General features: G+C 71.0%; 24 protein-coding genes, 2 tRNA genes and 3 pseudogenes. 21 read left to right on the top strand and 8 right to left on the bottom strand.

The window, feature by feature from the left end:
- Positions 1-133: 133 nt before the first annotated feature.
- The 7 genes and pseudogenes from A4R44_RS50710 to A4R44_RS24830 form a co-directional block, all read left to right on the top strand.
- Positions 134-385: pseudogene (locus A4R44_RS50710) on the top strand (acetate kinase); the annotation flags it as partial.
- 50 nt (positions 386-435) lie between these two features.
- Positions 436-1,126 (top strand): annotated as a pseudogene (locus tag A4R44_RS46185) (phosphoketolase); the annotation flags it as partial.
- Positions 1,127-1,873: 747 nt separating this feature from the next.
- On the top strand, positions 1,874-2,233 hold the full coding sequence (locus A4R44_RS50705; protein WP_232791766.1) for a hypothetical protein: 360 nt from the start codon (positions 1,874-1,876) through the stop codon (positions 2,231-2,233).
- A gap of 137 nt (positions 2,234-2,370) precedes the next feature.
- Positions 2,371-2,958, top strand: a complete 588-nt coding sequence (locus A4R44_RS24845; RefSeq protein WP_157905001.1) for a hypothetical protein — start codon at positions 2,371-2,373, stop codon at positions 2,956-2,958.
- Positions 2,959-3,153: 195 nt separating this feature from the next.
- Positions 3,154-3,600 carry a CBS domain-containing protein gene (locus A4R44_RS24840; RefSeq protein WP_067585409.1) on the top strand — a complete coding sequence of 149 codons (447 nt, stop codon included), beginning with the start codon at positions 3,154-3,156 and terminating at the stop codon, positions 3,598-3,600.
- Between the two features lie 31 nt (positions 3,601-3,631).
- Positions 3,632-4,921 (top strand): ArsB/NhaD family transporter, encoded by a 1,290-nt coding sequence (locus A4R44_RS24835; RefSeq protein WP_067585406.1) that lies wholly within the window; start codon positions 3,632-3,634, stop codon positions 4,919-4,921.
- Positions 4,922-5,031: 110 nt separating this feature from the next.
- Positions 5,032-6,822 carry a chloride channel protein gene (locus A4R44_RS24830; RefSeq protein WP_067585403.1) on the top strand — a complete coding sequence of 597 codons (1,791 nt, stop codon included), beginning with the start codon at positions 5,032-5,034 and terminating at the stop codon, positions 6,820-6,822.
- On the opposite strand, the gene A4R44_RS24825 is transcribed toward A4R44_RS24830, so the two are convergent.
- Entirely contained in the window at positions 6,819-7,385 is a 567-nt protein-coding gene (locus A4R44_RS24825; protein ID WP_067585400.1) for a TetR/AcrR family transcriptional regulator, read from the bottom strand. The genes A4R44_RS24830 and A4R44_RS24825 overlap by 4 nt on opposite strands.
- Before the next feature lie 78 nt (positions 7,386-7,463).
- Here A4R44_RS24825 and A4R44_RS24820 point away from each other — a divergent pair.
- Together A4R44_RS24820 and A4R44_RS24815 are read left to right on the top strand one after the other, a co-directional pair.
- Positions 7,464-7,989, top strand: a pseudogene (locus A4R44_RS24820) (alcohol dehydrogenase catalytic domain-containing protein); the annotation flags it as partial.
- A gap of 135 nt (positions 7,990-8,124) precedes the next feature.
- Complete coding sequence (locus tag A4R44_RS24815) at positions 8,125-8,988, top strand: alpha/beta fold hydrolase (RefSeq protein WP_067585397.1); 864 nt, start codon at positions 8,125-8,127, stop codon at positions 8,986-8,988.
- 131 nt (positions 8,989-9,119) lie between these two features.
- Here A4R44_RS24815 and A4R44_RS24810 read toward each other — a convergent pair whose 3' ends face one another.
- The 4 genes from A4R44_RS24810 to aztA all read right to left on the bottom strand — a co-directional run bounded on the left by A4R44_RS24810 (position 9,120) and on the right by aztA (position 12,381).
- On the bottom strand, positions 9,120-11,402 hold the full coding sequence (locus tag A4R44_RS24810; protein WP_067585394.1) for a hypothetical protein: 2,283 nt from the start codon (positions 11,400-11,402) through the stop codon (positions 9,120-9,122).
- A gap of 22 nt (positions 11,403-11,424) precedes the next feature.
- A tRNA-Asn gene (locus A4R44_RS24805) sits at positions 11,425-11,497 on the bottom strand.
- Positions 11,498-11,511: 14 nt separating this feature from the next.
- A tRNA-Pro gene (locus tag A4R44_RS24800) sits at positions 11,512-11,583 on the bottom strand.
- Positions 11,584-11,673: 90 nt separating this feature from the next.
- A complete protein-coding gene (gene aztA / locus A4R44_RS24795; protein ID WP_232791765.1) occupies positions 11,674-12,381 on the bottom strand; it encodes a zinc ABC transporter ATP-binding protein AztA in 708 nt (235 codons plus the stop codon).
- Positions 12,382-12,429: 48 nt separating this feature from the next.
- On the opposite strand from aztA, the gene aztB reads away from it, so the two are divergent.
- From aztB to aztD, 4 genes are read left to right on the top strand one after another with little or no spacing between them, the layout of a single operon-like run.
- Positions 12,430-13,263, top strand: coding sequence for a zinc ABC transporter permease AztB (gene aztB / locus A4R44_RS24790; protein ID WP_067585388.1), 834 nt, complete (start codon positions 12,430-12,432; stop codon positions 13,261-13,263).
- A 12-nt stretch (positions 13,264-13,275) separates the two neighbouring features.
- Positions 13,276-14,460 (top strand): hypothetical protein, encoded by a 1,185-nt coding sequence (locus A4R44_RS24785; protein WP_067585386.1) that lies wholly within the window; start codon positions 13,276-13,278, stop codon positions 14,458-14,460.
- Entirely contained in the window at positions 14,457-15,365 is a 909-nt protein-coding gene (gene aztC, locus A4R44_RS24780) for a zinc ABC transporter substrate-binding protein AztC (RefSeq protein WP_067585383.1), read from the top strand. Before A4R44_RS24785 ends, aztC begins: the two co-directional genes overlap by 4 nt.
- Positions 15,366-15,405: 40 nt before the next feature.
- A complete protein-coding gene (gene aztD / locus A4R44_RS24775) occupies positions 15,406-16,560 on the top strand; it encodes a zinc metallochaperone AztD (protein ID WP_067585380.1) in 1,155 nt (384 codons plus the stop codon).
- Positions 16,561-16,658: 98 nt separating this feature from the next.
- On the opposite strand, the gene A4R44_RS24770 is transcribed toward aztD, so the two are convergent.
- The gene (locus A4R44_RS24770; protein ID WP_067585377.1) at positions 16,659-17,453 is read right to left on the bottom strand and encodes an IclR family transcriptional regulator; all 795 of its coding nucleotides are present in this window, start codon (positions 17,451-17,453) and stop codon (positions 16,659-16,661) included.
- 104 nt (positions 17,454-17,557) lie between these two features.
- Here A4R44_RS24770 and A4R44_RS24765 point away from each other — a divergent pair, with 104 nt between their 5' ends.
- The 8 genes from A4R44_RS24765 (at position 17,558) to A4R44_RS51830 (ending at position 24,636) form a co-directional block, all read left to right on the top strand.
- Complete coding sequence (locus A4R44_RS24765) at positions 17,558-18,508, top strand: DUF1177 domain-containing protein (protein ID WP_067585374.1); 951 nt, start codon at positions 17,558-17,560, stop codon at positions 18,506-18,508.
- A complete protein-coding gene (locus A4R44_RS24760) occupies positions 18,505-19,845 on the top strand; it encodes a cytosine permease (protein ID WP_067585371.1) in 1,341 nt (446 codons plus the stop codon). Before A4R44_RS24765 ends, A4R44_RS24760 begins: the two co-directional genes overlap by 4 nt.
- Positions 19,842-21,131, top strand: coding sequence for a M20/M25/M40 family metallo-hydrolase (locus tag A4R44_RS24755; RefSeq protein WP_067585368.1), 1,290 nt, complete (start codon positions 19,842-19,844; stop codon positions 21,129-21,131). The genes A4R44_RS24760 and A4R44_RS24755 overlap by 4 nt, the downstream gene beginning before the upstream one ends.
- Before the next feature lie 29 nt (positions 21,132-21,160).
- Complete coding sequence (pepE, locus tag A4R44_RS24750; protein ID WP_067585365.1) at positions 21,161-21,895, top strand: dipeptidase PepE; 735 nt, start codon at positions 21,161-21,163, stop codon at positions 21,893-21,895.
- A gap of 236 nt (positions 21,896-22,131) precedes the next feature.
- Positions 22,132-23,409: an MFS transporter gene (locus A4R44_RS24745; protein WP_198545434.1), complete on the top strand. Its 1,278-nt coding sequence runs from the start codon at positions 22,132-22,134 to the stop codon at positions 23,407-23,409.
- Between the two features lie 32 nt (positions 23,410-23,441).
- Positions 23,442-23,939: a MarR family winged helix-turn-helix transcriptional regulator gene (locus tag A4R44_RS24740; protein ID WP_067585362.1), complete on the top strand. Its 498-nt coding sequence runs from the start codon at positions 23,442-23,444 to the stop codon at positions 23,937-23,939.
- 334 nt (positions 23,940-24,273) lie between these two features.
- Positions 24,274-24,402 (top strand): hypothetical protein, encoded by a 129-nt coding sequence (locus A4R44_RS51835; RefSeq protein ID WP_255366187.1) that lies wholly within the window; start codon positions 24,274-24,276, stop codon positions 24,400-24,402.
- A gap of 102 nt (positions 24,403-24,504) precedes the next feature.
- A complete protein-coding gene (locus A4R44_RS51830; RefSeq protein ID WP_255366186.1) occupies positions 24,505-24,636 on the top strand; it encodes a hypothetical protein in 132 nt (43 codons plus the stop codon).
- Between the two features lie 59 nt (positions 24,637-24,695).
- Here A4R44_RS51830 and A4R44_RS24735 read toward each other — a convergent pair whose 3' ends face one another.
- Together A4R44_RS24735 and A4R44_RS24730 are read right to left on the bottom strand one after the other, a co-directional pair.
- Positions 24,696-26,072: a cell wall metabolism sensor histidine kinase WalK gene (locus A4R44_RS24735; protein ID WP_093576461.1), complete on the bottom strand. Its 1,377-nt coding sequence runs from the start codon at positions 26,070-26,072 to the stop codon at positions 24,696-24,698.
- Positions 26,069-26,749 (bottom strand): response regulator transcription factor, encoded by a 681-nt coding sequence (locus A4R44_RS24730; RefSeq protein ID WP_067585359.1) that lies wholly within the window; start codon positions 26,747-26,749, stop codon positions 26,069-26,071. Before A4R44_RS24730 ends, A4R44_RS24735 begins: the two co-directional genes overlap by 4 nt.
- Between the last annotated feature and the right edge of the window lie 189 nt (positions 26,750-26,938).

The raw sequence follows: 26,938 nt of genomic DNA, 5'->3' as shown, positions 1-26,938 counted from the left end.
GCGTCGAGGGCGGGACACCGAACGCGAGGAGAACCCAGTGCGAATCCTGACCCTCAACCCTGGTTCGTCCAGCTTGAAGGCAGCGGTCGTGCACGATGGCGCCGCGGTCGGCTGGGCGGCCTGGCAGAGCGAGATGACCCGCGCGGTCGTCGACACCGTGGAGCGCTGGCCGCGGCCGGACGGGGTGGCGGTGCGGTTCGTCCACGGCGGCGCGCAGAAAACGCCGGTTCTGGTAACCGGCCAGGTGGTCGCGAATCCCGACCGGCTCGTCCCGCTGGCTCCGCTCCACCAGCCGCTGTCGCTGGACGTCACCCGGCAGGTCCGGGACCTGCCGGGTGTGCCGGTGGTGGCCTGCTTCGACACGGCGTTCCATGCGGACCTGCCCGACGCCGCCGCGCACTATCCGCTGCCGCGCGAGTGGACGCGGCAGAACCGGTTGCGCCGTACTTCCCGCCGGACACCAACACGCTCCTGGAGGTGGCCGCGCACTGCCTGCGCAGCCGGGACCTGGTCAACGTGGTGGTCGCGGGCAAGAACGAGACACCGGCCTGGCTCGACGCCGAGGAGGCCGCACTGCACTGCGCACGAGGTCTGGGCATCTGGGAATGGGCCGGCACGCACGCGGACCGCGAACCGGACGTCGTGCTCGCGTGCGCGGGCGACGCTCCGACCCTGGAAATCCTCGCCGCGGCGGCGATCCTGCGCGAGGAACTGCCGGAGCTGGCGGTTCGCGTGGTCAACATGGTGGCTGCAGCCGGAAACGGAGCACCGGCACGGACTGAGCGACTGGGAGTTCGACGCGCTGTTCACCCCGGACCGTCCGGTGATCTTCGCCTACCACGGCTACCCGTGGCTGATCCACCGCCTGGCCTACCGCCGCACGAACCACGCCGGGCTCCATGTCCGCGGCTACACCGAACACGGCACCACGACCACGCCGTTCGACATGCTGGTGCGCAACCGCATGGACCGGTTCCAGCTCGTGATCGACGTGCTGGACCGGGTTCCGGGACTGCTCGCCACGACCGGCCCGCTGCGGCAGCGGATGACCCGCACGCAGGAACGGCACCGGCACTGGATCACCGAACACGGCGAGGACCTGCCCGAGGTGCGGGAGTGGCGGTAGCGGCGCGCTCGCGGGCTTCGATCCGGGTCGCTGAGGGCCGTTGGTCCCTCGAAGTCGGGACAGGTTCCGCTATTTCGCGGCGCTGCCGGGAGCGAGGCTCGGTTCAGTGCCCCCTCACCCGGAGACTGCCATGAACGTTTTCCTGCCGCTCGTCGTCGACCAAGCGCTCGCCGCCGCCGTCCCCGCAGAACACCCAGCCGTGGCGGTTCGTCGTCGACGGCTCCCGGATCGAGGTGCGGCTCGACCGGGACCGGGTCCTCCCGATCGCCGACCCGGCCGGGCGCGAGGCACGGCTGTCCTGCGGCGCGGCGGTGTGCAATCTGCTGCTCACCCTGCGGGTCAACGGCGTGCGCGGCCGGGTGCGGATCGTCCCGGACCTGACCGACCGCGATCTGCTTGCGGTGGTCTCGATCGAGGGGAACACTCATCCGTCCACTGTGGACCGAAGCCTCGCGGAGGCGGTCTACCGGCGGCACACGAACCGGCGTCCGCTGTCCGATCGGCCGGTGCCGGTGTCCGCGCGGAGACTCCTGCGTTCGGCCGCACTGGGCGAGGGCGGCCAGCTCGAACTCCTGGACGCCTCGGGCCACTACGCGCAGGTCTCCGCGCTCGTCCGGCGCGCGGAGACCGAGCAGGCCGCGGACGCGGCGTTCCAGGCGGAAACCGCGAAGTGGACGGGCCGCGCCCCGGACTGCCCGGACGGCGTGCCCACCTCCGCGTTCGGGCCGCCCGCCGACGTCCCCCGGTGTGGTGTCGCTGCGCTCGTCGCACGAGAACCGCTCGATCCCGCCGCGGCAGTTCGAACAGGACCCGGTGCTGGTCGCGGTGCTGACCCGCGACCAGGGCGCGGCGGCCGACGTCCGCGGCGGGATGATCATGGAACGCGTCCTGCTCGCCGCGACCGCGGAAGGCTTGGCGTCCTCGTTCCTGTCGCAGCCGTTCGAGGCCCGGTCCACGCGGGCGCAGCTGCTGGCGGCATTCCACGGCCTGGGGCACGTGCACACGCTGCTGCGCATCGGGTACGGGCTGCCGGCGCGGAGGACCGCGCGACGGCCTGCCGCCGAGGTGACGACGATGCGGAGTGCGCCGGAGGTCGCCGCGTTGTGAGGCGGTGGCGGAACCGGGCCGTTGGTCCCCGCCGCCGTGCCCTCCGGGACGGGCCGGGCGGCCCGCCTGCCCGGGGCGGAATTCCTCTGTGGACAGCGCGTTGCGCGGGCGATTCCGGAGCACGGGAGGTGCGGAAGATGGAAACATGGACGGACCGCCTCCTGCGGTGGTGGCACCTGCTCGTTCCGGGACCCGGTTCGGTGGCGCGCGCCTCGGACCGGTTCCAGTCCGGGCTCCTGCTTGCCGCGCTCCTCGTCGCGCTGACCGCTCTCCCGTTCGCGGCCGCCGTCGGCTCGGAGCTTTACGGGACGCGGAAACCGGTCTCGGCCGGACAGCTGACCGAGCGCAACCAGGCGACCGCGATCCTGCTGACTGACGGCCCCGCGACAACGGTCAACGGGCGCAGCGGGCTCGCCGCCGGCCGACGCGACCTGGCGCGCACCGGACGGTTCGCGTCGAACCGGCCAGGTCGCGGCCGCCGAAGGCGCGCGGCGCGGCGACCGGATTTCGATCTGGGTGGACCGCGCGGGAAACCCCGTCCCGCCGCCGCTGACCGCCGGGGCGGTGCTGGCCGACGCGGTGTGCGCGGCGGTCGGGCCGTAGGTGTCGGTGTGCTTGGTGCTGGCCCTGGGGTCGGTGGCACGGTGTTCGCGCTGAACCGGCGCCGGAGGGCCGAGTGGCAACGCGAGTGGGATGCCGAACAGGCCAAGCGCACCCATCCGTGACCGGAGGCCCGGTTTGCCCCGGGCCGGTCTTTGCGGCATCTTTACGCGTGGTGTGCCGGGAAGTCTGGTCGGCCTGCCCGTGCCCAGCCGGGCGGCGGGCGGTCCGGTCGACCCCGAGGAGCCCCGTGGCGTCAGGCGTGCGGAAAGAAATCCCGAGTTCCGGCGGAGCCGCGCGGGCGGCCGTAGCCTGGGGGCATGCGCGCAGCGGAGCTGGCCGAGGAGTTCCCGGTCGTCGATCTCGACGCGGACGCGCTGGCGGCCGCGCGCCTGCTGGCCGAGCACCGGCTGCCCGGGCTGGTGGTGACGGAAGCGTCCGGGCGCCCGCACACGGTGCTGCCCGCCTCCGACGTCGTGCAGTTCCTGGTGCCGCCTTACGTGCGCGACGATCCGTCGCTGGCCGGGGTGCTCAGCGAGTCGATGGCGGACCGCGTCGCGGACAAGCTGGGCGGGCGGACGGTGCGCGAACTGCTGCCCGGCGAACCTCGCGAGCTGCCGAGAGTGGACGCCGACGACACGATCGTGGAGGTCGCCGCGACGATGGCCCGGCTGCGCTGCCCGCTCGTGGCGGTGATGCGGGACCGGACGCTGCTCGGCGTGGTCTCCGCGTCGCGGCTGCTGGAGCACGCGCTGACGCCTCGCTGATCCGCGCGCGCCTGCTCCGGGCGGTCCGCCGGTGAGCACGGTCATCGCGGTCGTCGTGTTCGTGGTGGCCTACGTCTTCATCGCGACCGAGAAGATCCCGAAGATGACCGCCGCGCTGGCCGGGGCGGGCGTGGTGCTCGCGACCGGGGTGAGCGGGTCGGCGGACGCGTTCTTCTCCGAGGACACCGGCGTCGACTGGAACGTGCTGTTCCTGCTGCTCGGGATGATGATCATCGTCGGGATCCTGCGCCGCACCGGGGTGTTCGAGTTCGTCGCGATCTGGGCGGCCAAGCGCGCCAAGGGGTCTCCGCTGCGGATCATGCTGCTGCTGGTGCTGATCACCGCGGTCGCCTCGGCGTTCCTGGACAACGTGACCACGGTGCTGCTGATCGCCCCGGTGACGCTGCTGGTGTGCGACCGGCTCGACCTCAGCCCGGTCCCCTTCCTGATCGCCGAGGTGCTGGCGTCCAACATCGGCGGCACCGCGACCCTGATCGGCGACCCGCCGAACATCATCATCGGCAGCCGCGCGGGCTTGGCGTTCAACGACTTCCTGCTCAATCTCGCGCCGATCGTCGCGCTCGAACTCGTCGTGCTGGGGCTGGTGCTGCCGTGGCTGTTCCGCGGCTCGTTCACCGTCGACCGGCAGCGGGTCGCCGACGTGATGGCGCTCAACGAACGCGAAGCGATCCGGCAGCCGAAGCTGCTGGTGAAGTCCGGTGCCGTGCTGCTGCTGGTGTTCGCCGGATTCGTGCTGCATTCGGTGCTGCATCTGGACCCGTCGGTGGTCGCGCTGCTCGGCGCGGGCCTGCTCGTGCTGCTCTCGGGCACGCCGCCCAAGCAGTATCTCGACGGCGTCGAGTGGGAGACCCTGCTGTTCTTCGCCGGGCTGTTCATCATGATCGGGGCGCTGGTCAAGACCGGGGTGATCGACTGGCTGGCGAAGCTCGCCGCCGGAGCCACCGGCGGGAACGCGCTGCTGGCGGTCTCCTTGATCCTCGGCGTGTCCGCACTGCTGTCCGGCGTGATCGACAACATCCCTTACGTGGCAACGATGAGCCCGCTCGTGCTCGCGCTCACCCACGACATCCCGGACCCCGCGCACGCGGAAGCACTGTGGTGGTCGCTGGCGCTCGGCGCGGACTTCGGCGGCAACATGACGGCGGTCGGGGCCAGCGCGAACGTGGTGGTGCTCGGTCTCGCCGCCCGGGCGGGTTCGCCGATTTCGTTCTGGGAGTTCACCAAGAAGGGCGCGGTCGTCACGGTGATCACTGTGCTCGTCGCCGCCCCGTATCTGTGGCTCCGTTACTTCGTGTTCTGACTCTCGATAGCGTGCAAAACGGATGAAAACCCTGACCGGGCTTGAGAAGTCCGCTCAGGTGTGAGCGATCCCGCAACCCTGTCCGTGTGCAATTGTTGCATACTGCATCAATGTCGTCGGGTGAGAGTGCGGGGAAACGCGGGCTGGTCGTACCGGTGCGCCGGCCGGTGGGCCGGTGGGTGCGGGAGAGCCGGGCCGGGCTGGTCGGGCTGGCGGTGCTGATCGGGGCGGGCGCCGGGCTGGGCGCGGTGGTGTTCCGGTGGTTGATCACGTCGTTCACGCACGTGTTTTCCGGGCACGCGGACTATTCGGCGGCCGGGCGTGCGGCGCATTCGTGGTTCCCGGCGCTGGGTCCGTGGTTCCTGCTGCTGGCCCCGGTGCTGGCGGGGTTGCTGTACGGGCCGCTGGTGCACCGGTTCGCGCCGGAGGCGCGCGGACACGGGGTGCCGGAGGTGATGTACGCGGTGGCGGAGCGGGGCGGGCGGATTCCGGTGCAGGTGAGCGTGGTGAAGGCGCTGGCGTCGGCGTTGACGATCGGCTCGGGCGGTTCGGTGGGCCGGGAGGGGCCGATCGTGCAGATCGGGTCCGCTCTGGGCTCGTCGCTGGGGCGGGCGGCGCGGTTGCCGGAGTCGCGGTTGCGGGTGCTGGTGGCGTGCGGGGCGGCGGGCGGGATCGCGGCGACGTTCAACGCGCCGCTGGCCGGTCCGTTCTTCGCGATGGAGCTGATCCTGCGGGATTTCGCCGCCGAATCGTTCGGGGCGGTAGTGCTCGCGAGCGTGACAGCGAGCGTGGTGGGGCGGGCGGTGCTGGGGAACGCGCCGTTCCTGGACTTGCCGCCGTTCACGGTGCGGAACCCGGTGGAGTATCTGCTGTTCGTGGCGCTGGGTTTGCTGGTGGGTGCGTGCGGGGTGCTGTTCGCCCGGGTGCTGTACTGGATCGAGGACCTGTGCGACCGGCTGTGGCGGGGTCCGGAATGGCTGCGCCCGGCCGTCGGCGGGCTCTTCCTCGGCGGGCTGCTGCTGGCGCTGCCGCAGATGTACGGGGTGGGGTACCCGGTGCTGCGGAACGCGGTCGAGGGCAAGTACGTGTTCGGGTTCCTGCTGGTGCTGATGCTGGGGAAGATCGTGGCGACCAGCCTGACGATCGGGATCGGCGGATCGGGCGGGGTGTTCGCGCCGTCGCTGTTCATCGGCGCGATGGCCGGGACGGCGTTCGGGATCGCGGTGCACACGTGGTTTCCGTCGGTGACCGCGTCGCCGGGCGTGTACGGGCTGATCGGGATGGGCGCGGCGTTCGCGGGCGCGGCGCGGGCTCCGATCACGGCGGTGATCGTGTTGTTCGAGCTGACCGGCCAGTACACGGTGATCCTCCCGATGCTGACCGCCATCGTGATCGCGACCGCGATCAGCCGCGCGCTGAGCCGCGACACGATTTACACGCTGAAGCTCCGCCGCCGGGGCATCGATCTGGACAAACACCCTTCCGCCGGGCGGTTGGCGGGCACGAAAGTCTCCGCGGTCACCGAACCGTTGCCGGAGCCGCTGCGCGAGAACCTGCCGCTGGACCTGGCTGCGCACGCGCTTGCCTTGTCCGGCCACGGAATCCTGCCGGTCATCGACGCGGGCGGCCGATACCAGGGCTGCGCGACCGCCCGCGCGGTCGCCGAAGCAGTAGCCGAGGACCAGACGGGCCGGGTGGGGGATCTCGCCGAGTTGCCGCCGTTGGTGACGAGCGATTCCACACTTGCCGATGCGCTGGACGCACTTGCCCAGGCTCCGGGGACCGGCCTGCCGGTGCTGACCGGCGGGGATGAGCTGACGGGGTGGATCACGCACCAGTCGGTGTTGAGTGCGCTGGAGCCCGCGGCGGCGAGTGCGACCGGCCGGAAGTCGGGGGCCTAGGCGCAAGCCCGGAGCCCGTCCAGCAGAAGGTCCAGCAGCCGGCCCGCCATCGCTTTGTGCTCGGCGGAACCGGCCACGGTGAAGATGCCGATGAGCGCGGCGGCGATGTCTTCGGCGGGGACATCGCCGCGGAGTTCGCCGCTGGCGCGGCCGGCTTCGAGGAGGCCGTCGATGGCCGCGAGCAGTTCGGTTCTGGTGCGGGCGTGGGCGATCTCGCCGGATTCGACCATCGCGAGCAGCGTGTCGAGCATTCCGTTCTTGGTGGCGATCCAGTCCCCGAACAGGTTCATCCAGCGGCGCAGCGCGGCTGCCGGACCGAGGTGGGCGAGCAGGTCCTCGGCACCGGCGGTGAGGCGCGAGACCTGGTCCTGGTAGACCGCGTCGACCAGTGCCTCGCGGGTGGGAAAGTGCCGGTAGAGGGTGGCGATGCCGACTCCGGCCTCGGCCGCGATCGCGCGCATCGACGGCTCGGTCTCGGCTGCGGCGAACAGCCGGGTCGCGACGTCCAGCAGCTGCTGGCGATTGCGGGTCGCGTCTGCCCGAGGGGTCTTCGCGGCAGCCAAAACGGATCACGCTCCACTTGTGCTAGCTTCGAGGATGTAAACGGAGCATAGTCCGTTTACTGAGCTCAAGGAGAACAGGTGAGCAGGAAAGAAGCGAGCCGGGCGGTTCAGTTCGAGTCGTTCGGCGGGCCGGAGGCCTTGCGAATTCGCGAAGTGCCGGTGCCGCAGGCTGGTCCGGGGAAGATTCGCGTACGGGTCACCGCGGCTGGGCTGAACCCGATGGACTGGTTCATGACCTCGGACGCGGAGACTGCCGCGCGGTTCGGGCTGAGCCTGCCGTGCGGGTTCGGCACCGACCGGGATCGTGGACCAGGTCGGCGACGGAGCGAGCGAGTTCGCGGTCGGCGACCGGGTGTTCGGCGGCGCGCTGTCCCGCGCGGTCGCTGACTACGTCGTCGTGGACGTGGCAGGGACCATCGCGGTGGGCGGCGAGGCGCACCGCACCCCGGACGGTGTCGACGACCGCACCGCTGCCGCGCTTGCGATCGCGGGCTGCACGGCGGCCGCAGCGCTGGCGGTGGTCAACCCGGGCCCGGGCGACACGGTGCTCATCGGCGGCGCGGGAGGCGGCGTCGGCGTGTTCGCGGTCCAGCTCGCGCGCCTTCGCGCTTCGCCCTCATCGGACTGGGCGCCCCGTTTCCGGCTGGTCAAACATGGATTCGCGAGCACCTGCCGCCCTGCCCGGACAAGCGCACCGCCGCAGCGCGCGGGCGGGGCTCGGCAGTGAGACAGTGGCAGCGTGTTCGACACCTTCGCGGAATGGGACATCCCTGTCAGCGATTCAGTGACCCTCCACGGGCGAAGCGGGGGAGAAGGACCGCCCGTTGTGTTGTTGCACGGGCATCCTCGGACGCATACCACCTGGTACCGGGTCGCTCCGGCGCTTGCGCGGGCAGGGTTTGCTGTCGTCTGCCCCGATTTGCGCGGGTACGGCCGGTCGGCCAAACCCGATCCCGACGAAGAACACGAGGTCTACTGCGACCGCGCGATGGCAGCCGACACCGTGGCGCTGATGCGCGGTCTCGGGCACCGCCGATTCGCTGTCGTGGGCCATGACCGCGGCAGTTACGTCGCTTATCGGACGGCGCTCGACCATCCTGATTCGGTGTCACGCCTGGGTGTTCTGGACAGCGTGCCGATCATCGAGGCGCTCGAACGCGCCGACGCGAAGTTCGCCGCGGCGTGGTGGCACTGGTTCTTTCTCGGCGCCTCCCCGCACGCTGAGCGGGTGATCACGGCCGATCCCCTTGCCTGGTACCACCCCGACGAGCACGCCATGGGGTACGAAAACTGCCGCGACATGACCCGCGCGGTCACGAATCCGGCCACTGTGCGGGCCATGCTGGAGGATTATCGCGCCGGGCTGACTGTCGATCGCGCCCATGACGAGGCGGACCGGGCGGCGCGGCGCGTCATCACCTGTCCGACCCTCGTCGCCTGGTCCGTCAGGGACGACATGGAGGATTTCTACGGTGACCCGGTCGCCGTCTGGCGTTCCTGGGTCAGCGGCGAGCTTTCGTCCGGCCGCATCGAGTCCGGGCACCACATGGCCGAGGAAAACCCGGACCAGCTCGCCGAAACCCTGGTCCGGTTCCTCCGGTAGCCGCCCGGTTCATCCGGCCCCCGAATCGGCGGAGCGGGCACCAGGTCCGCGACCCCGGTGCGGAAGCGGGCCAGCGAATACAGCACTGCCTTCGGCGCGGTCAGCCTGGGACAGATCGGCCCCGCCGTTTCCTAGACGCGCGAGGTCGGGCGGACTTCTGGCAGGCACCAATGCTTGCCAGTGGTCCAGCCGAGGAAACGCCGTCCGGTTCCGCTGTCCGTCCGGCCCTCCGGGGTGAACCGGCCGCCTTCCACGACGTGCGCCAAGCCGTTCACTGCCGGGGCGAACCGGTCGGCCAGGCCCGCTCGCGTCGCTTGCTCGGCGAGGTGACGGACGGTCGCGCGCTGAGTGTCGAGGTCGCAGAAGCTCAGGAAGAACAGCGCCTGCCGCCAGGCGTAAGCTGCGTTCTTGACCGCTTGCAGGGCCGTGTGGTGGTGGTCGGTGCGGGTCGCCAGCCGGGTCACCGCCCAGGTCAACGACTGGGCGGCCAGTTCGGGCGCCGCTGCCTGGAGCCGGGTCCGCAGATCGAGCGTGTGCACCAGGACTGCCAGGTTCTGCGTCGTGAGAATCTGGCTCTGCTCCAGCACTGTGCCGTTCGCGGCGACCGAGCGGAACCGCCACGACGGCCTGGCTTCGCCGGCTCGGGCCACGCACAGGCCGGCGAAGTCGTCGGCGGTGCGGTTGGCGAGCGCGCGGAACTTGCGAGGGGGTGGCTCCGACGTCCAGGACTCCGGCAGGTCGTAGTAGCGGGCGTAGAGCGTGCCCGCCATCGTGCGGCTCGTGAGTTCTGCTGCCGTGCGCCATTTCTCGGTGAACGTGCCCATGAAGATGTCGGCGGCGACCTCCTCCACCAACGGCATCGGCAGCCCAGCCTGCTTCGCCAGCGCGCCCAGTTCGCGCACCAGCGTGTTCGGCAGGATCGCCTGCGGGAACGCGCTGAGCGCCAGCAGCACTGTCTGGTCGAGGGTGTGACGGGCCGCCCGGGTGGCGTCCGGACGCCGCGCTCGCAACGGGTCGATCGCGTGGACCCAGGGCAGTTCCTCGATCCGGACCTGGTGTTCGAGGTCGAGCAGCAGCAGGCCGCGTCGGCGGCGGAAGGCCGCGTAAGTCTGGGCGTACAGCGTCGAAAGCTGCTCATTGTCGAAGTTCGCGGCCAGCAGTTGCGCGGTGATCTGCGGCAGGACCGTCGCGAGGACGTCGGCCGAGGTGATCACGTTCCGCGCGACCAGTTCCTCGATCGGCGCCTCCAGTGCGCGCGCGACCTTGGCGACCAAGTGGGCCGGCGCGTCCTCGGCGACTGGCTCGATCGCCGGCAGCCCGCCGTCGGCCGGGAAGCGGTCCAGCCGCTCGGCCAGCGCGGCGGCGAGTTCGGCGTGGGTGGGTCGCGCGGCGACCGCGGCCTGCAGCGCCCGCAGCGCCGCTCGCGGTTCCGAGCCCGGCTCGCCGTGCTTGGTGATCGTGTTCGCCAGGGCGCGGCGGATCCAGCCGACGTCCCGGCCGGTCAGTTCCGTGCTGTCGTGCTCGCACGCCAGCAGCGCGCGGTGCAGCCGGGCGAAGTTGCTTTTCGGGTGAGTGTGGGCTGTCGACGCGGTGTGCCGGAAGCGCGCCCTGGCGTAGTCCGCAAGCCACTCGGCGCGACGCTGCTGCCAGTCGGCCGGCCAGGTACGGCACGGCCAGCCGCCGGCGACGCCGGTTCCGTCCAGCCGCGGCAGCTCGCCCTCGACGGTGTCGCACCACAGCGCGACCAGCCGGTCGAACAGCGGGTGCCACACCGTCAGCGTTTCCAGCATCGCCGTGATCGCGGGCGGGGTGCTCGCCGACCGGAGCGATTCCCGGACTTCGCCGACTGTGCTCAGCCGGACCAGCGCGCCCGCCGGTCGCGGTGCCGCGCCGGGCAGCGGGGCCAGGCGCAGGCGATGCAGGTGCGGCCGCAGCTCGGCGATCAGGTCGAGCGCGGCTTCGGCGTGCCCGTGGTCCAGCAGCCACGCCACGGTCGGCAGCGCGGCGTCCTCCGGGACCTCGATCCGATAGGACTCGGTGGCCAGCATGGCGCGCAGTGCGGCGAGCCCGGCGTCGGTGAGGTACCAGAGGTTGAGCCGTTCGCGTTCTGTGGTGCCCGGCCCTTCGGCGCACAGCGCGGCCTCGGCGGGGGAAAGCGCGACCTCGGCCAGGAATCGGCCGGTGGCGAACCCGCCGTGCACGACTTCGAGGGTCACCCACGCCGGAGTGTCCGCGACCGGGGTCCGCGAGCCGATCCGCAGGGAACTGGTGGCCATGCCGGTCAGGACGTCCTGCCACCGGCCGGCTTTCGCCGCCGCACGCCGGCGCGTCGCCCTGTCCTTCGCGGACATGGCGGTGCGGACAGCCCGTTCGAGCTGCCCGTAGGCGTACCCCGGCGACGCGGTGTGTCCCATGTGGATTCCCCCTGTGGTCAAGACTTGGAGGCAGGATTCGAACCTGCGCCTTCCCGGGGAACAGCCGGGTGTTCTGCCTGCTGAACTACTCCAAGACGCGGCGGGAGGGACATGGAGGCGGGACTCGAACCCGCGCCCTCCCGGTCCCGAGCCGGGCGATCTGCCGCTGATCTACTCCATGCCGTTCCCCGCGCCGGAATCCTATGCCGCCGAGGGCCAGCGCCGCCATCGATATAGGGCTTTCGCTGTGGTGCAGGGGAAGTCCGGTTTCTTACTCTTCCGGCAAACCCCACCCCACAGCCACCCGCTCCCGGCTGAGCACCGCGGAGGGCGGGCCTTCGGCGAGCAACCGCCCGTCGCGCAGCAGCAGGCAGTGCGCCGCGCGGCGGGCAACGGCGAGGTCATGGGTGATCCGGACAACGGTCGCCCCGCCGCGAACGGTCGCGTCGAGAGCCTCGTCGATGAGGGTCTGGGCGTGCAGGTCCAGACCTGCCGCGGGTTCGTCGAGCAGCAGCAGATCCGACTGCTGGGCAAGGGCTTGGGCCACGAGCGTCCGCTGCCGCTGTCCGCCGGAGAGGGCGCCCAGCGGCTGGTCGGCGATGGCCGCGATGTCCAGCTGCTCAAGGCAGTCCTCGACGATCGTCCGGTCCCGGGCGGTGAGCCTGCGCCACGGGCCGCGGTGTGCCCAGCGGGCCATGGTCACCGTGGCGCGGACGGTGATCGGGAGTTCGCCGGACACCTCGCTGTGCTGGGTCGCGTAGGCGGCGCGGAGCCGGCCGGTGCGGTGCAGCGTGCCGGAGCTGATCGGCTGGATCCCGGCGATCACGTTGAGCAGGGTCGACTTCCCTGCCCCGTTCGCCCCGACGACGGCGGTGCTCCGCGCCGCGGGCACCTCGGCGGTGATCCCGCCGAGCACCTCGTGCGGCCCGTAGCCCGCGCGGACGTTTCGCAAGGTGACGGCCGGTTCGGCGACGTTCACTAAAGCCCCCTTAAAGAGAATGAAAACCATTTCCACTATAGTGGCGGCGTGACCTGGTTGCTGACCCCCTTCGACGTGTCGTTCATGCAGCGCGCGCTCCTCGCCGGGGTCCTCGTGTCGGTGATGTGCGCGCTGGCGGGCACCTGGGTGGTGTTGCGGGGGATGGCTTTCCTGGGCGAGGCGCTGTCGCACGGGATGCTGCCCGGGGTGGCGATCGCGTCGCTGGCGGGAGTGAACCCGCTGCTCGGCGCGGTGCTGAGTGCCGCGGTGATGGCCGGGGGCGTGACCGCGCTCGGCCGGTCGCGGCGGTTGTCGCAGGACACGATGATCGGGTTGCTGTTCGTGGGCATGCTCGCCACCGGCGTGATCATCGTGTCGCATTCGCAGTCGTTCGCGGTCGACCTCACCGGGTTCCTCTTCGGCGACGTGCTGGCCGTCGGTGCGGGCGATCTGCTGGTCCTGGCGATCGCACTGGGTTTGGTCGCCGCGGTCTCGCTGCTCGGGTATCGCCCGTTCGCCGCCGTCGCTTTCGACGTGCGCAAGGCCCAGACGCTGGGGTTGCGGCCAGGTCTCGCGAACGCCCTCCTGCTGGCGCTGGTGACCGTGACTGTGGTCGCGTCGTTCCGGGTCGTCGGCACCTTGCTGGCATTCGGGTTGCTGATCGGCCCGGCGGCCGCGGCCACGTTCTGGGCGCGCCGCATCACGACGGTCATGGTGCTCGCCGCGCTCATGGGAATCCTGCCCACGGTCGCGGGACTGCTCGTGTCCTGGCACTGGGGCACCGCCGCGGGAGCCAGCATCGCCGCCGCCGCGATCGCGCTCTTCTTCCTTTCCGCTCTGCTGTCCGTCGTCCGCGGCAGGAATTCTTTGTCCGACAACTGAAATCGAGGACGTATGACAACATCATCTGTCCGCCGGGCGGCGGGCGTGCTGGCGACGGTCGCGGTGCTGGCCGCCTGCGGGCACGATCCGGCGGAGCAACCCGCCGCCCCGCCGCACGGCTACGTCGAGGGAGCGGAGGAGACCGCCGAAGCACAGTCGAGGCTGGTCGTCGCCGACGCCTCGACTGGTGCGGCGCACGTGCTGGACCTGATCACCGAGCAAGTCACGCCCGTCGGAACAGTCGAGGGAGTGCACGCGATCACCGGGGACGGCCGGTTCGGGTACCTCACCGGACGCGCCGACGGAGTCCGGGTCATCGACAGCGGCGCCTGGATGGTCGACCACGGCGACCACGTGCACTACTACCGCGCCGCGGTGCGCGAGACCGGGACCGCTCCGGGGCAGCGGTTGCTGGCCGCTCACAGCGATCCCGCCGTCTCCGCACTGTCCTTTCCGGACGGAACCACCAAGCTGCTGGACCGGGCGAAGCTGGACCGGGGCTCGATCGCGGAACTCGGCACGATCGCGCGGAGTCCGCATGCCGGGGCGGCGGTGCCCTATCGCGAACGCGTCCTGGCCTCGGTTGCGGACGGCGTGCGAGTGCACGACCGGCAGGGCAAGCCGGTCGCGAAGATCGCGCAGCCGTGCCCCGAACTGAGCGGTGCGGCGGTCACCCGGCGTGGTGTCGTCTTCGGGTGTGCGGACGGCGCGTTGCTGGTCACCGAGAAGGACGGCACGTTCGCGGGGGAGAAGATCCGTTATCCGCGGCCGGTCCGCAAAGAGGAACGGGCCACCAAGTTCGCTCACCGGCCGGGCAGCACGACTCTCGCCGCCGCGGCCGGGGCTGACGCGGTGTGGTCACTGGACGTCCGGGCCCGGACGTGGTCCCGGGTCGAGACCGGACCGGTGGCCGCGCTGAACGCCGTCGGCGAGGACGCGCCGCTGCTGGTGCTCACCCGAGACGGCGTGCTGCGGGCCTTCGACCCGGCCACCGGGGCGCAGCGGGCGCAAGTCCCGTTGCTTCCCGCGGTCAACGGTCCGGTCGCCCCGGCGATCCAGGTCGATGCGACCCGCGCCTACGTGAACAACCCGGCCTCCGGCGAGATCTACGAGATCGACTACAACGATCACCTCCGCCGGGCCCGGACGCTCACCGTTCCCGGCAAGGCCAGCTACGTCGTGGAGACCGGGCGATGAGCAGAACCCGGACCGTGCTGTCGCTGTTCGCCGCCGCGCTTCTGGTGGTGTCCGGCTGTTCCGGTGCCCGCGCGAGCGCCGGTTCGGTGGTGGTGACCACGAACATCCTCGGCGACATCACCCGCCGCGTCGTCGGCGACCAGGCCGGCGTGACGGTGCTGATGAAACCGAACGCCGATCCGCACTCCTTCGGCATTTCCGCCCAGCAGGCGGCGGAAGTCGAACACGCGGGGCTGATCGTCTACAACGGACTCGGGCTGGAGGAAGGCATTCTGCGCACGGTCCAGGCGGCCGAACGCAGCGGCGTCCCCGCGCTGGCGGTGGGCGAGCGGGTCGATCCGATCAGCTACGCGGCCCACGGCGGCCCGGATCCGCATTTCTGGACCGACCCCGGCCGTGTCCGCGCCGCCGTGACGGTCATCGCCGACCAGGTCGTCGCGCGCGTGTCCGGAGTGGACGAAACCGCGATCCGGGCCAACGCCGAACGGTACCGGCGAGAAATCGGCGCGCTCGAAGACACGATGCGCCGGCGGTTCGCGGAAATCCCGCCGCACCGCCGGAAACTCGTCACCAACCACCACGTTTTCGGCTACCTGGCCCAGCGGTTCGGCTTCGAGGTCGTCGGCGCGGTGATTCCGAGCGGCACCACGCTCGCCTCGCCCAGCGCGTCGGACCTGAAGTCGCTGGCCGACGCGGTGCGGGCCGCCGGAGTCCCGGCCGTCTTCGCCGATTCCTCCCAGCCGGACCGCCTCGCCCGGGTGCTCGCCGACCAGGCGGGCGTGCGGGTGCGGGTGAAGTCGCTGTTCTCGGAGTCCCTCAGCGAACCCGGGCAAGGCGCGGCGACCTACCTGGACATGATGCGCGCCAATACCGACGCGATCGTCGACGGCTTGGCCGCGCCCTGATCGGCTGAACCGGAAAACCCATCCCCACCGAGGAGAATGAATGCCATTCAATCCGTACCGAACCGCTCTCGCCGTATCGAGCCTGCTCGTGGTGACCGCCTGCGGTTCCGCGCCGCAGCCCCCGGCAGCCGCGCCCCGGATGGTCGCCGACGCGGTCGCGATCACCTACGACGGCGGGATCTCCCTGCTGGACGGGAAAACCCTGAAGGTCGTCAAGGACCTCCCGCTGCCCGGCTTCAACCGCCTGAACCCGGCCGGGAACGACCGCCACCTGATCGTTTCCACGGCCACCGGATTCCGGCTCCTCGACGCGGCGGGCGCGGCGCTCACCGACACGGAAATCCGCGCCCCGAAACCAGGACACGTGGTGCGGCACGCAGGCAAAACGGTCCTCTTCTCCGACGGCACCGGCGAGATCACGGTGCTCGACCCGGCGGCGCTCGGGACCGGGAAACCGCCCGCGTCCCAGCACAAAACCCCGGAACCGCATCACGGCGTCGCGGTCGAACTGGCCAACGGCGAGCTGGTCGCCACGGTCGGCAACGAGGACGCCCGGAACGGCATCGCAGTGCGGGACAAGGACGGCAAGGAGATCGCGCGCAACGACCAATGCCCTGGAGTGCACGGCGAAGCGACCGCGCGGGGCGAGACCGTCGTCGTCGGCTGCGAGACCGGCGCACTGATCTATCGTGCGGGCACGATCACCAAGGTCACCAGCCCGGACGCGTACGGGCGCATCGGCAATCAGGCAGGCTCCCCGCACTCGTCGATCACGCTGGGAGACTACAAAACCGACAAGGACGCGGAACTGGAGCGGCCGGCGCGGGTGTCGCTGATCGACACCGAGAAGGCCAGCCTGCGGCACGTCGACCTCGGCACCAGCTACACCTTCCGGTCCCTGGCCCGCGGCCCGCGGGGCGAAGGCCTGGTGCTGGGCACCGACGGCAAAATCCACGTGATCGACCCGGCCGCGGCCCGGGTGACCCGGACGATCCCGGTCATCGGCGCTTGGCAGGAACCGCTCGAATGGCAGCAGCCGCGACCGGCGCTGTTCGTCCGCGGCGGGACGGCGTATGTGACGGACCCGGGCAAGAAGGAAGTCCACGCGGTCGATCTCGGGACGGGGGAGAAGACCGCGACTGGAACGCTTCCTGGCGTGCCGAACGAACTCAGCGGAGTGGTCGCCGAAAGCTGAGCAAGGNCAAGGCGGCTGGCGGGCGGCGAAGTGCCGCCCGCCAGCCGCCCTCGAATCTGTCGAGGGTCAACGAGCGGCGGCGCCCGCAGCCCCGGTCTTCACCGCCGGGGAACCGGCCGGGAAAGCCGCAGTTCGATCAACTCCGCTCCCCGGCGCAGCACATCCACCCACTGCTCCGGATCGTGCTCGAAGCGCGAGGAAGACCAACCCACGGACAAGCTCCCGTACGGCTCCCCACGCAAGAACACCGGCACCGCGAGCGTGGCCACCCCGGCGTCGTACTCACCGGTGGTGAACGCCCAGCCCCGCTGAGCGACCTCGGCCAGCTGCTCCCGCAGGACGGCCAGGTCGGTGACCGTATCCGGGGTGAACCGTGCCATCGGGCGGTCGGCGAACAGGCGGTCGCGCTCCTCTTCGGGCAGGAACGCGAAGTACGCCTTGCTGGTCGCACCCGCGTGCGCCGGGTACAGCTCGCCGACCAGCGAGTAACCGCGCAGGCGGCCGTCCGCGCCTTCCGCGGCCAGCACGCACCGGGTGTGTGCGCCGTCGGGCAGGGACAGCAGGGCGGCGTGCCCGGTTTGGGCGGCGAGGTCGGACAGGACCGGGACCACGAGCAGGTCCAGTGCCCCGGCGCGGTCCCACAGCCGGCCGAGGTGGAGGGCGGCCGGGCCGATCCGGTACTTGCGGGTGCTGTCGTCCCGGACGAGGAAACCGCGGTGGGCCAGCACGGCCAGGAGCCGTTGGGCGATCGAGGTGTGCAGCCCGAACTCGCGCGCCACCGCGGTGACCCCCCATTCCGGGCGGGCGCGGTCGAACGCGAGCAGCACCTGCAACGCGCGGTCCGCGGTCTGCGGCAGGCCGGGCGGGGTGGAGCGGTCGTCCGGATCCGGCATGCGGTCATTGTGCGAATAACGGGAAATGTTTGTCAAGCGGGGGCGCCCGGACGGAATCTGGTCGGACCAATCCCCGGCGGCTTTGCACTCTCCAGAGGAACCACATGCTCAAACACGTCCTGGAACTGCTCGAAATCCTCGACGACCCGGCGGTGACCGGGAAAGAGGTCGTCGCCTACCTCGACGCCGTCGCCGGCGCGGACGGCAGCGGCGCGGAGATCACCACGGTGCCCGGCCCTGCCGGGAAGACCGATTTCGTCCGGGTGCGCGTGTCCGGCAGCCGTGGCCGCACCGCGGGTGGCGACGCGCCCACACTCGGTGTGGTGGGGCGGCTCGGCGGGGTCGGCGCCCGGCCCGAGGTGACCGGGTTCGTGTCCGATGGGGACGGTGCGGCCGCGGCGCTCGCCGCCGCCGCCAAACTGCTGTCCATGCGGGCGCGCGGGGACGTGCTGGCCGGCGACGTGCTGATCGGCACGCATATCTGCCCGGACGCGCCGACCCTGCCGCACGACCCGGTGCCGTTCATGAACTCGCCGGTCGACATCGCCACGATGAACAGCTACGAGCTGTCCGCCGAGATGGCCGCCGTGCTGTCGATCGACACCACCAAGGGCAACCGGGTGATCAACCACCGCGGGCTCGCCCTCTCCCCGACTGTGCGCAGCGGCTACATCCTGCGGGTCTCCGAGGGCCTCGGCGAACTGCTGGAGGCAGTGACCGGTGCGCCGCTGGTGACCTACCCGATCACCACGCAGGACATCACGCCCTACGGCAACGGCGTCTACCACCTGAACTCGATCCTGCAGCCGGCGACGGCGACGGACGCGCCGGTCGTCGGGCTGGCAATCACCTCGGCGGCGACGGTGGCGGGCTGCGCGACCGGCACCAGCCACGAGACGGACATCGCCGCCGCCGCGCGCTACGCGGTCGAGGTCGCCAAGCAGTTCGGCGCGGGCGCCCTGCATTTCCACGACGAGACGGAATTCGCCAGCCTGCGAGCCCGCTACGGCTCGATGGCGCACCTGCAGACGCTGGGTACGGAGGTGGCCGGATGAGCACCGCGACGAAAACCGCGAAACACACCAAGAAGCGGATCGGCAACGACGACTACTCGCTGCGCCGCGTCCCCGAAGACGCCCGCTACGGGTTCGGCTCCATGCTGCTGCAGTGGCTCGCGCAGTCCGGCTCGTTGTCGCAGTTCGTGCTCGGCGCGACACTCGGCGTGGGAATGCGGTTCTCCGACGCCTTCTGGGCGTTCACCCTCGGCGCGGTGATCCTGGAGGTGGTGATCTTCCTGATCGGCCTCGCCGGCCAGCGCGAGGGGCTCACCATGACCATGCTGACCCGGTTCACCGGATTCGGCCGCAACGGCTCCGCACTGGTGAGCCTGGTGATCGCGATCAGCCTGGTGGGCTGGTTCGGCGTGCAGAACGGCATCTTCGGCAAGAGCATGAACGCCCTCGTCGGCGGGCCGCCATGGCTGTGGTGCGCGGTGTCCGGCGTGGTCTTGACGCTGCTGGTGATCTACGGCTTCAAGTACATGATGTGGCTGGCGAAGATCGCGGTGCCGCTGTTCTTCGGCCTCGTCGCCTGGAGCGTCATCTCGACCCTCTCCGACCATTCGGTGGGCGCGCTGATGTCGGCCGCGCCGACCGCGACGGCGATTTCCATCCCGGCCGCGGCGACGATCATCGCGGGCGGCTACATGACCGGTGCCGTGGTCGCCCCGGACATGACCCGGTTCAACCGCAAGGGCTGGCACGTCCTGCTGCAGAGTTCCGCGTCGATCGTGTTGTCGGAGTACATCGTCGGCATGACCGGCGTGCTGCTCGGGCACCTGGTCGGCAGTTCGGACGTCACGCACATCGTGCTGTCCACGTCGGGCTTCGTCGGGCTGATCGTGGTGGTGCTGGCGACCGCGAAGATCAACGACTGGAACCTCTACGGCTCGTCGCTGGGCGTGGTGAACTTCGTGCGGACCGTGTTCGGCCGCCCGCTGCACCGCGGCGTCGTCACCCTGGTGATCGGCATCGCCGGGACGGTGCTGTCCGCGATCGGTTTCCTTCAGCACTTCACCGCGTTCCTGTCGGTGCTGGGCGTCGCGATCCCGCCGGTGGGCGGGATCATCGTGGCCGAGTACTTCCTGGTGCGCAGGCTCTCCACACCGCTGCGGGAGACCAGGGCCGCCGGCCGGGTCCCGGCGACGATGCCGGTGTGGGTGCCCGCCACGCTCGCGGTGTGGGCGGCGGCGTTCTGCGTCGGCGAGTTCGTGCACTGGGGCATCCCCGCGCTCAACTCGCTGCTCACCGCCGCGATCCTGTACACGGTGCTGGGCCGCGCCGGGCTGATCCGCCCGGTGGGCTCGGCGGAACTGGAGGAGGTGGCGCGGTGAGGAGCGCACAGGACGAGGTGGTCGACCTCTGCCGGGACCTGATCCGGATCGACACGTCCAACCCGGGCGCGACCGAGCGGCCCGCCGCCGAGTACGTCGCGGAGAAACTTTCCGACGCCGGGCTGGAACCGACGCTGGTGGAGAGCGCGCCCGGCCGCGCCAGCGTGTTCGCCCGAATGTCCGGAATGGACGCGTCGCGGCCTGCGCTGCTCCTGCACGGGCATCTGGACGTGGTACCCGCCGACGCCGGCGAGTGGAGCGTCCCGCCGTTCTCCGGGGAGATCGCCGACGGCATGCTGTGGGGCCGCGGCGCGATCGACATGAAGGACTTCGACGCGGCGATCCTCGCGCTCGCCCGGCAGTTCGGCCGCACCGGGGAGAAGCCGCCGCGGGACGTCGTGTTCGGCTTCCTCGCCGACGAGGAGGGCGGCGGCAAGTTCGGCTCGCACTGGCTGGCCGAGAACCGTCCGGACCTGTTCGACGGCGTGGGCGAGGCGATCACCGAGGGCGGCGGGGTATCGTTCGACCTCGGCAACGGCAGCCGGCTGTACCCGATCGAGTGTGCGCAGCGCGGGCAGGCGTGGCTGCGGCTGACCGCCACCGGCCGGGCCGGGCACGGCTCCTCGCCCAACGACGAGAACGCGGTCACCGATCTCGCCGAATCGCTCGCCCGGATCGGGCGGCACCGGTTCCCCGTCCGGCTGATCGAACCGGTGCGGGCGCTGCTGGAACGCGCGGCGGACCTGCTCGGCGTGCCGTTCGATCCGTCCGATGTGGACGGAAGCCTGGCGCGGATGGGCCGGGTGGCCGAGCTGGTGAACGTGATTCTGCGCAACTCGGCGAACCCGACCATGATCTCCGGCGGGTACCAGGTCAACGTCATTCCCGGCCGGGCCACCGCCGCGGTCGACGGCCGGTTCCTGCCCGGGTACGAGCAGGAGCTGCTGGACACCATCGACGAGCTGCTGCTGCCGTCGGTGCGCCGCGAGTTCATCCACCGGGACATCGCGATGGAAAGCGGCTTCGACGGCCCCCTGGTGGACGCCATGTGCGCGGCCATCACCGCGGAGGACCCGGACGGCCACCCCACGCCGTACTGCAACGCGGGCGGTACCGACAACAAGGCGCTGTCCGGACTCGGCATCCGCGGCTTCGGGTTCAAGGCGCTGCGCGTCCCGCCGGAACTGCCCTACAACCGGCTGTTCCACGGCGTGGACGAACGGGTGCCGCTGGAGTCGCTGCGGTTCTCCGTGCGGGTCTTGGACCGGCTGCTGCGGACTTGCTGAACAATGGCGGGCGAACCAAGGAGAATCGCGTGACTGACTTGTTGTTGCTGTCCAACTCGACCAACCACGGCCGCGCTCCGCTGGAACACGCGCTGGACGCGGTGGCCGAGGTGCTGGACGGGCGCACCGAGCTGGTGTTCGTGCCGTTCGCGCTGGCCGACCACGACGGCTACACCGAGCGCATCGCCGCGGCGGTGGCGCCGCTCGGGGTGCGGGTGCGCGGGCTGCACACCGCCGACGACCCGGTCGCCGCGGTGCGCTCGGCCGAGGCGGTCTTCACCGGCGGAGGCAATACGTTCCGCCTGCTGGCCGAGCTGTACCGGCGCGAGTTGCTGGAACCGTTGCGGGCAAGGGTGGCCGAGGGAATGCCGTACCTCGGTGCCAGCGCGGGAACCAACATCGCCGGGCCCACCGTGCGCACCACGAACGACATGCCGATCGTGGAGCCGCCGAGCCTGACTTCGCTGGGTCTGGTGCCGTTCCAGCTGAACCCGCACTACGTCGATCCCGACCCGGGCAGCACGCACATGGGCGAGACCCGGGAGAAACGGCTCGCGGAATTCCACGAGTGCAACGACGTTCCGGTGCTCGGCCTGCGCGAGGGCACCTGGCTGCGGGTGCGCGGCGACTGGGCCGAACTGGCCGGAGTGTCCACGAACGGCGGCGCGGCCGGGCGGTTGTTCCGGCGTGGCGTGCCTGGCGAGGACCTTTCCGGCGATGTGAGTGACCTGCTGACTCCGGCGCGCGAACCGGTGTGGGGCTGACCGCTCGACGCCTGCGACGGTCGGTGAAGGGCCCCTTGCGGGAAGCAGATTCCCTCAAGGGGCCCTTCACCGTGCTTGGCCGCGGAGCGGACTCCGCCGAGATAGCTTGACACAAGCATCTTAGTACAAAGATACTTCCGGGCGACCCCGCCGGCCGGGGCGGCCGGTCTGGCGGCGCGGCGGGTCCGCGCGGTCGCCGGCCGCCTCGCGATGGTCCGGCCCGGAAAGGAACCGCGGTGACCGTGCCGACGGAAGACCGGCGTCCCGGCGCGCCGATGACCGCGTGGCTGGGCGTGCTGGCGCTGCTGGCGGTCGTGGCGATCTCCTACATCGACCGGGTCAACGTGTCCGTGCTGATCACTGATCCGGATTTCACGCAGAACTTCGGGATCGCGGGCGACCGGGCGGCGCAAGGCGCTCTGATGACGCTTTTCCTGGCTGGCTACGGAATCGCGGCCATGCTGATCACGCCGTGGTACGAAGCGGTGTTCGGGGTGCGGCGCGGGTTGCTCGTCAGCCTCGGGTGCTGGGCGTTGTTCACTCTCGTGTCCCCGTACGCCGGGAGCGCGATGCTGCTGCTGACACTGCGGTTCCTGCTCGGGGCCAGCGAAGGGCCGCTGTTCTCGCTGAAGACCATGTACGTCAAGGACAATTTCGCCGAAGGCGCGTGGGGCAAACCCAACGCGGTCAGCTCGATGGGCGTTTCCCTTGGCACGGCGCTGGGCATCCCGGTGATCACCTTCGCCCTGGTGCACTTCGGCTGGCACGGCTCGTTCCTCCTGCTCGCGGCGCTCAACCTGGTGGTCGGGCTGCCGCTGGTCGCGGTGTTCGTCCGGGCGTCGCGGCGCCGGACGGCCGTCCGGGAACCGGCGCTGCGGCGGTTCGCGGGGGCGCTGCGCACCCCCAAGCTCGGCTGGATCCTGCTGATCGAGGTGGCCACGCTCGGCTATCTGTGGGGCAGCACGTCCTGGCTCCCGTCGTATTTGCTGCAGGCACGGCATTTCTCGCTGGCGCAGATGAGCGCGCTCTCGGCGCTGCCGTTCGTGGTCAGCCTCGGGTCCGGATTCCTCGGCGGGTGGCTCATCGACCGGATGCCGGGCCGCCGGGCGCCGCTCGTGCTGGTCGTGGGCAGCGTCGGCACCGCGCTGTGCGCGACGACGGTGACCTTCGCCGATTCGCGCTGGCTCGCGGCGGCGACCCTGATCCTCGCCAACGCGTTCTGGGGTCTGCAAGGCCCGGCGATTCCGACCCTGGTGCAGCAATACGCGCCGGCGGGCTCGGTGGGCAGCGCCTACGGCATGATCAACGGGGTCGGCAATCTGGTGTCCGCGCTGCTTCCCACCTTGATGGGCGTGGCGATCGCCGCGGGCGGCGACCACGGGTTCGCCGCCGGGTACGCGCTGCTCGCCGCGACGCAGCTGCTCACGCTGCTCGGTGCGGTCGTGCTGCTCCGCGGCCGCGCTCCGGCCGGGAAGGAATCCGCGGCGACCAGGACGGGCGCGCACACCGGATAGGCTCGGTCCGCATCCCGCGGAACAAGGAGCCGATGACGATGGACCCGGTCGACCAGGTGGTGGCGGACTGGGCGCGGGAGCGCCCGGACCTGGACGCCTCGCCGATCGCGATCTTCGGCCGGGTCCGGCGGATCGCCGACCTCGCCGCGGGCGGTCTCCGCGAGTACCTGGCCCCGTACGGCCTGACCCCGGGCGCGTTCGACATCCTGTGCAACCTGCGCCGGGCCGGCCGTCCTTATCGGAAGACGCCCTCCGAGCTGGCGGCCTCCTCGCTAGTCACCTCTGGCGCCCTGACCGGGCGGCTGGACGCTCTCGAACGCGACGGCCTGATCCGCCGCCGCGACCACCGAGGCGACCGGAGGGTCAGCTACGCCGAACTGACCGCCGCGGGCGGCAAGCTCATCGACCGGGTCCTCGAAGGACACCTCGACCGGGAAGAAGCACTCCTCGCCAACCTGGGCGAAGCAGACCGCGAGGACATCGAACGGGTGCTCGCGCTGCTGGAAAGCGCGGTCCGGCGCGGTAGCTGACTGAGCGGTGTTCGTTCGGGCAGAGAACCAAAGAACCCCAGGGTCGCCACTAGCGTGATCATCATGAGGGCGGAGAAGCTGAAGACGTTCGTTCTGGAGCACGGAGCCTGGCACGGTCCGTGGTGCTGGGAGCGGGTGAGCGAGCACCTGATCGCGCGGTCAGAAAGTGGTGTGCCCGGCCCTGCCGTCCGACACGCCCGAGGCGGCACCTCGCGGTGATCGAAGACGCGCTGCGAGACTGGTCCGACGCCGTCCTCGTCGCACACTCGATGAGCGGCGGGGCGGCGACGCTGGCAACCCAGCGGTCAGTTCGCTCGTCCTGCTCGCTGCCCTGATGCGCGCGCCCGGCACCGCGTGGTCGGACAGCGGGGAAGCGCTGCTTCGCGAGCCGGTGCGGAAGGCGCTCGCCAGGGCTGTCGTGGACGCGTCCGGGTGCGTGATCTGGACCAGCCGACGCCGCTGACACGGTGAGCCGATTGCGACCCAGCGCGAACACGGCGGGCCAGCAGGTCGGTCCGGACCTGTCGCAGCGCCGTGTGCCGTGTCATGCCGCGAGGAGCATGCGATGGACAGCGAACGGAATGCCGCGCTGGCCCAGGAGTTTCTCGGTGCCGAGGTACGGGAGATCGACGGCGGGCACTCGCCGTTCCGGTCGGCGCCGGAACGCCTCGCCGCCCTGCTGGTCGAATTGTCCTGACGGCGAGGTCAGCTCCGGTCCCAGCGTTCACCTGCGGTGCGGCCGATCGTACTGGAGCGTCACCCGGGTGCTTGGGGGAGTTCGACGACGAACCGAGCCCCGCCGCCCGGCCGTCCCTCCGCCCACACCCGTCCGTCGTGGCGGTAGACGTGGTCCGCGACGATCGCCAATCCGAGGCCGGTCCCCGAATCGGGATCCCGCCGTCCGGCGTGCACCCCCCGGGAGAACCGCTCGAAAATGCGTTCCCGGAGTTCGGCGGGCACCCCGTCGCCGGCGTCGTCCACTTCCAACCGGACGACGCCGGCGCACGCGTGCGCGGCCACGCGGACCGCACCGCCGCCGTAGCGGGCCGCGTTGTCGAGCAGGTTCGCCAGAACCCGGTCGAGGCGGCGGCGGTCCGCGGCTACCAGCAGGGGTTCCGGAGGGAGTTCGAGAGCGGGCCGTGGGCCGGGGCTGCTCGCGACGCCGCTGCGGACGAGCGGGACCAGATCGACCAGTTCGCGTTCCTCGCCGTTGTCGGCTTGGTCGACTGCCGAGATCTCCAGCAGGTCGAGCACCATGCCGCGGAACCGGTGCAGTTCGGCCAGCAAGAGCAGCAGCGCCTTCTGCGCGGGCACGGGCATGGCGTCGCGGCGGCGTTCGAGAACTTCCGCGACGGTCGTCATCGTGGTGAGCGGCGAGCGCAGTTCGTGACTGACGTCGGCGGCGAACCGGGCGTCGCGGCGGACCCGCTGTTCCAAGGCGTCGGCGGTGGCGTTGAACGTCGCGGCGAGGGGAGCGAGGTCGGGTCCGGCCGGTTCGGGCAGTCGCGCGCGCAGGTCGCCGCGGGCGATCCGGGCGGCGGTTTCGGTGAACGCGGCGAGCGGACGGAGCGCGCGCCGCGCCGCCCACGCGCCGAGGACGACGCCGAACAGCCCGCACGTCAGGGTGCCCGCGACGAGGATCAGGCGCAGGTTGCGGAAGGTCCGTTCGAGCCCGAGCAGCGGATGGAGCTCGACGTAGTAGCCGTTCGTCTGGGCGAGCGGTTGCGCGACCGCGAGGACCGGAACTCCGTCGGCGGTGAACTGTTCGTGCGCGGGCGCGCCGGGGCGGGCGCGGGAAAGCAGGCCGGGCGGGAGTTCCTCGGGCCCGATCGGGCGGCCCGCGGTGTGCCAGCCGCCGGGAAGGGACACCAGGATCGTCGAATTCGGTCCGGCGGCGAGGCCGGACAGCAGTTCGCCGAGACCGGCGGGCCGGTCGCGGACCTCGTTCTCGACCAGCCGCGCGTTGATCCGGGAATGGCGGTCGGCGCCCTGCTGGCGCTGGGTGAGCAGGTAGCCGGTGGCGAGCTGCCAGGTCGCCGCCGACAGTGCGCTGACCACCACCAGCAGGCCGAGCCCGAACGCGGCGGAAACCCGGAAGCGCAAGGAAAGCCGGGACACGGAAGCGCGGCTCACGGCCGGGGCTCGGCGCGGTAGCCGATCCCCCGGACGGTGAGCACGAGACGCGGGCAATCGGGATTCGGCTCGACTTTGCGCCGCAATCGCCGGATGTGGACATCGAGCAGGCGCGTGCCGCCGAAACAGTCGCGTCCCCAGATCCGGTGCAGCAACTGCTCCCGGGTGACGACCTCGCCTTCGGCGGCGGCCAACTCGGCCAGGAGGCGGAATTCGGTACGGGTAAGGCGAATGTTGGCGCCTTCGCGAGAGACGGTCTCGTCGTGCGTGCTCAGCAGCAGATCGCCGACCTGGAGACAACACCGGCGGACCGGCGCCGCGCGGCGCAACAGCGCGCGGATGCGGGCCGCCAGTTCGCCGGCGACCAGCGGCTTGGTCACGTAGTCGTCAGCACCGGCTTCCAGACCCGCGATGACGTCCTGGCTGTCGGCACGTGCGGTGATGACGATGACCGGCAGGTCGCCGCGCACGCGCAACTCGCGGCAGACGGCGAGCCCGTCCATGCCGGGCAGCATCAGGTCGAGCAGGACGACGTCCACGCTCACCGATTCGAGCATCGCCAGCGCATCCTCGCCGCACGCGGCTTGCGTCACCGTGCAGCCCTGGTCGGCGAGCGCGAGGGAAAGCGCTTCGCTGATCAGGGCGTCGTCCTCGACCAGCAAGACTCGGACCGTCATCGAGCCGCCCCTCCGCCGCGGAACCTGCCCTAGAAATTGTTCCCTATCGCGGCAAGGCCGCGGCGGATGCGGATTCCTGCGCACAACTCGGCGGACAGTGGGGTTTTCGGCGGTGTTCCGCATACCGACACTCGACGCGGCTCCTCAAGCCCAGCCGCTGCGGTCCGTGCCGAGCAGCAACACTCCAGC

The sequence above is a fragment of the Amycolatopsis sp. M39 genome (genome assembly GCF_001651785.1).
GTDB lineage: Bacteria > Actinomycetota > Actinomycetes > Mycobacteriales > Pseudonocardiaceae > Amycolatopsis > Amycolatopsis rubida.
Note: the sequence above shows the minus strand (reverse complement) of the source record. Positions and strands in the feature narration are given on the sequence as shown.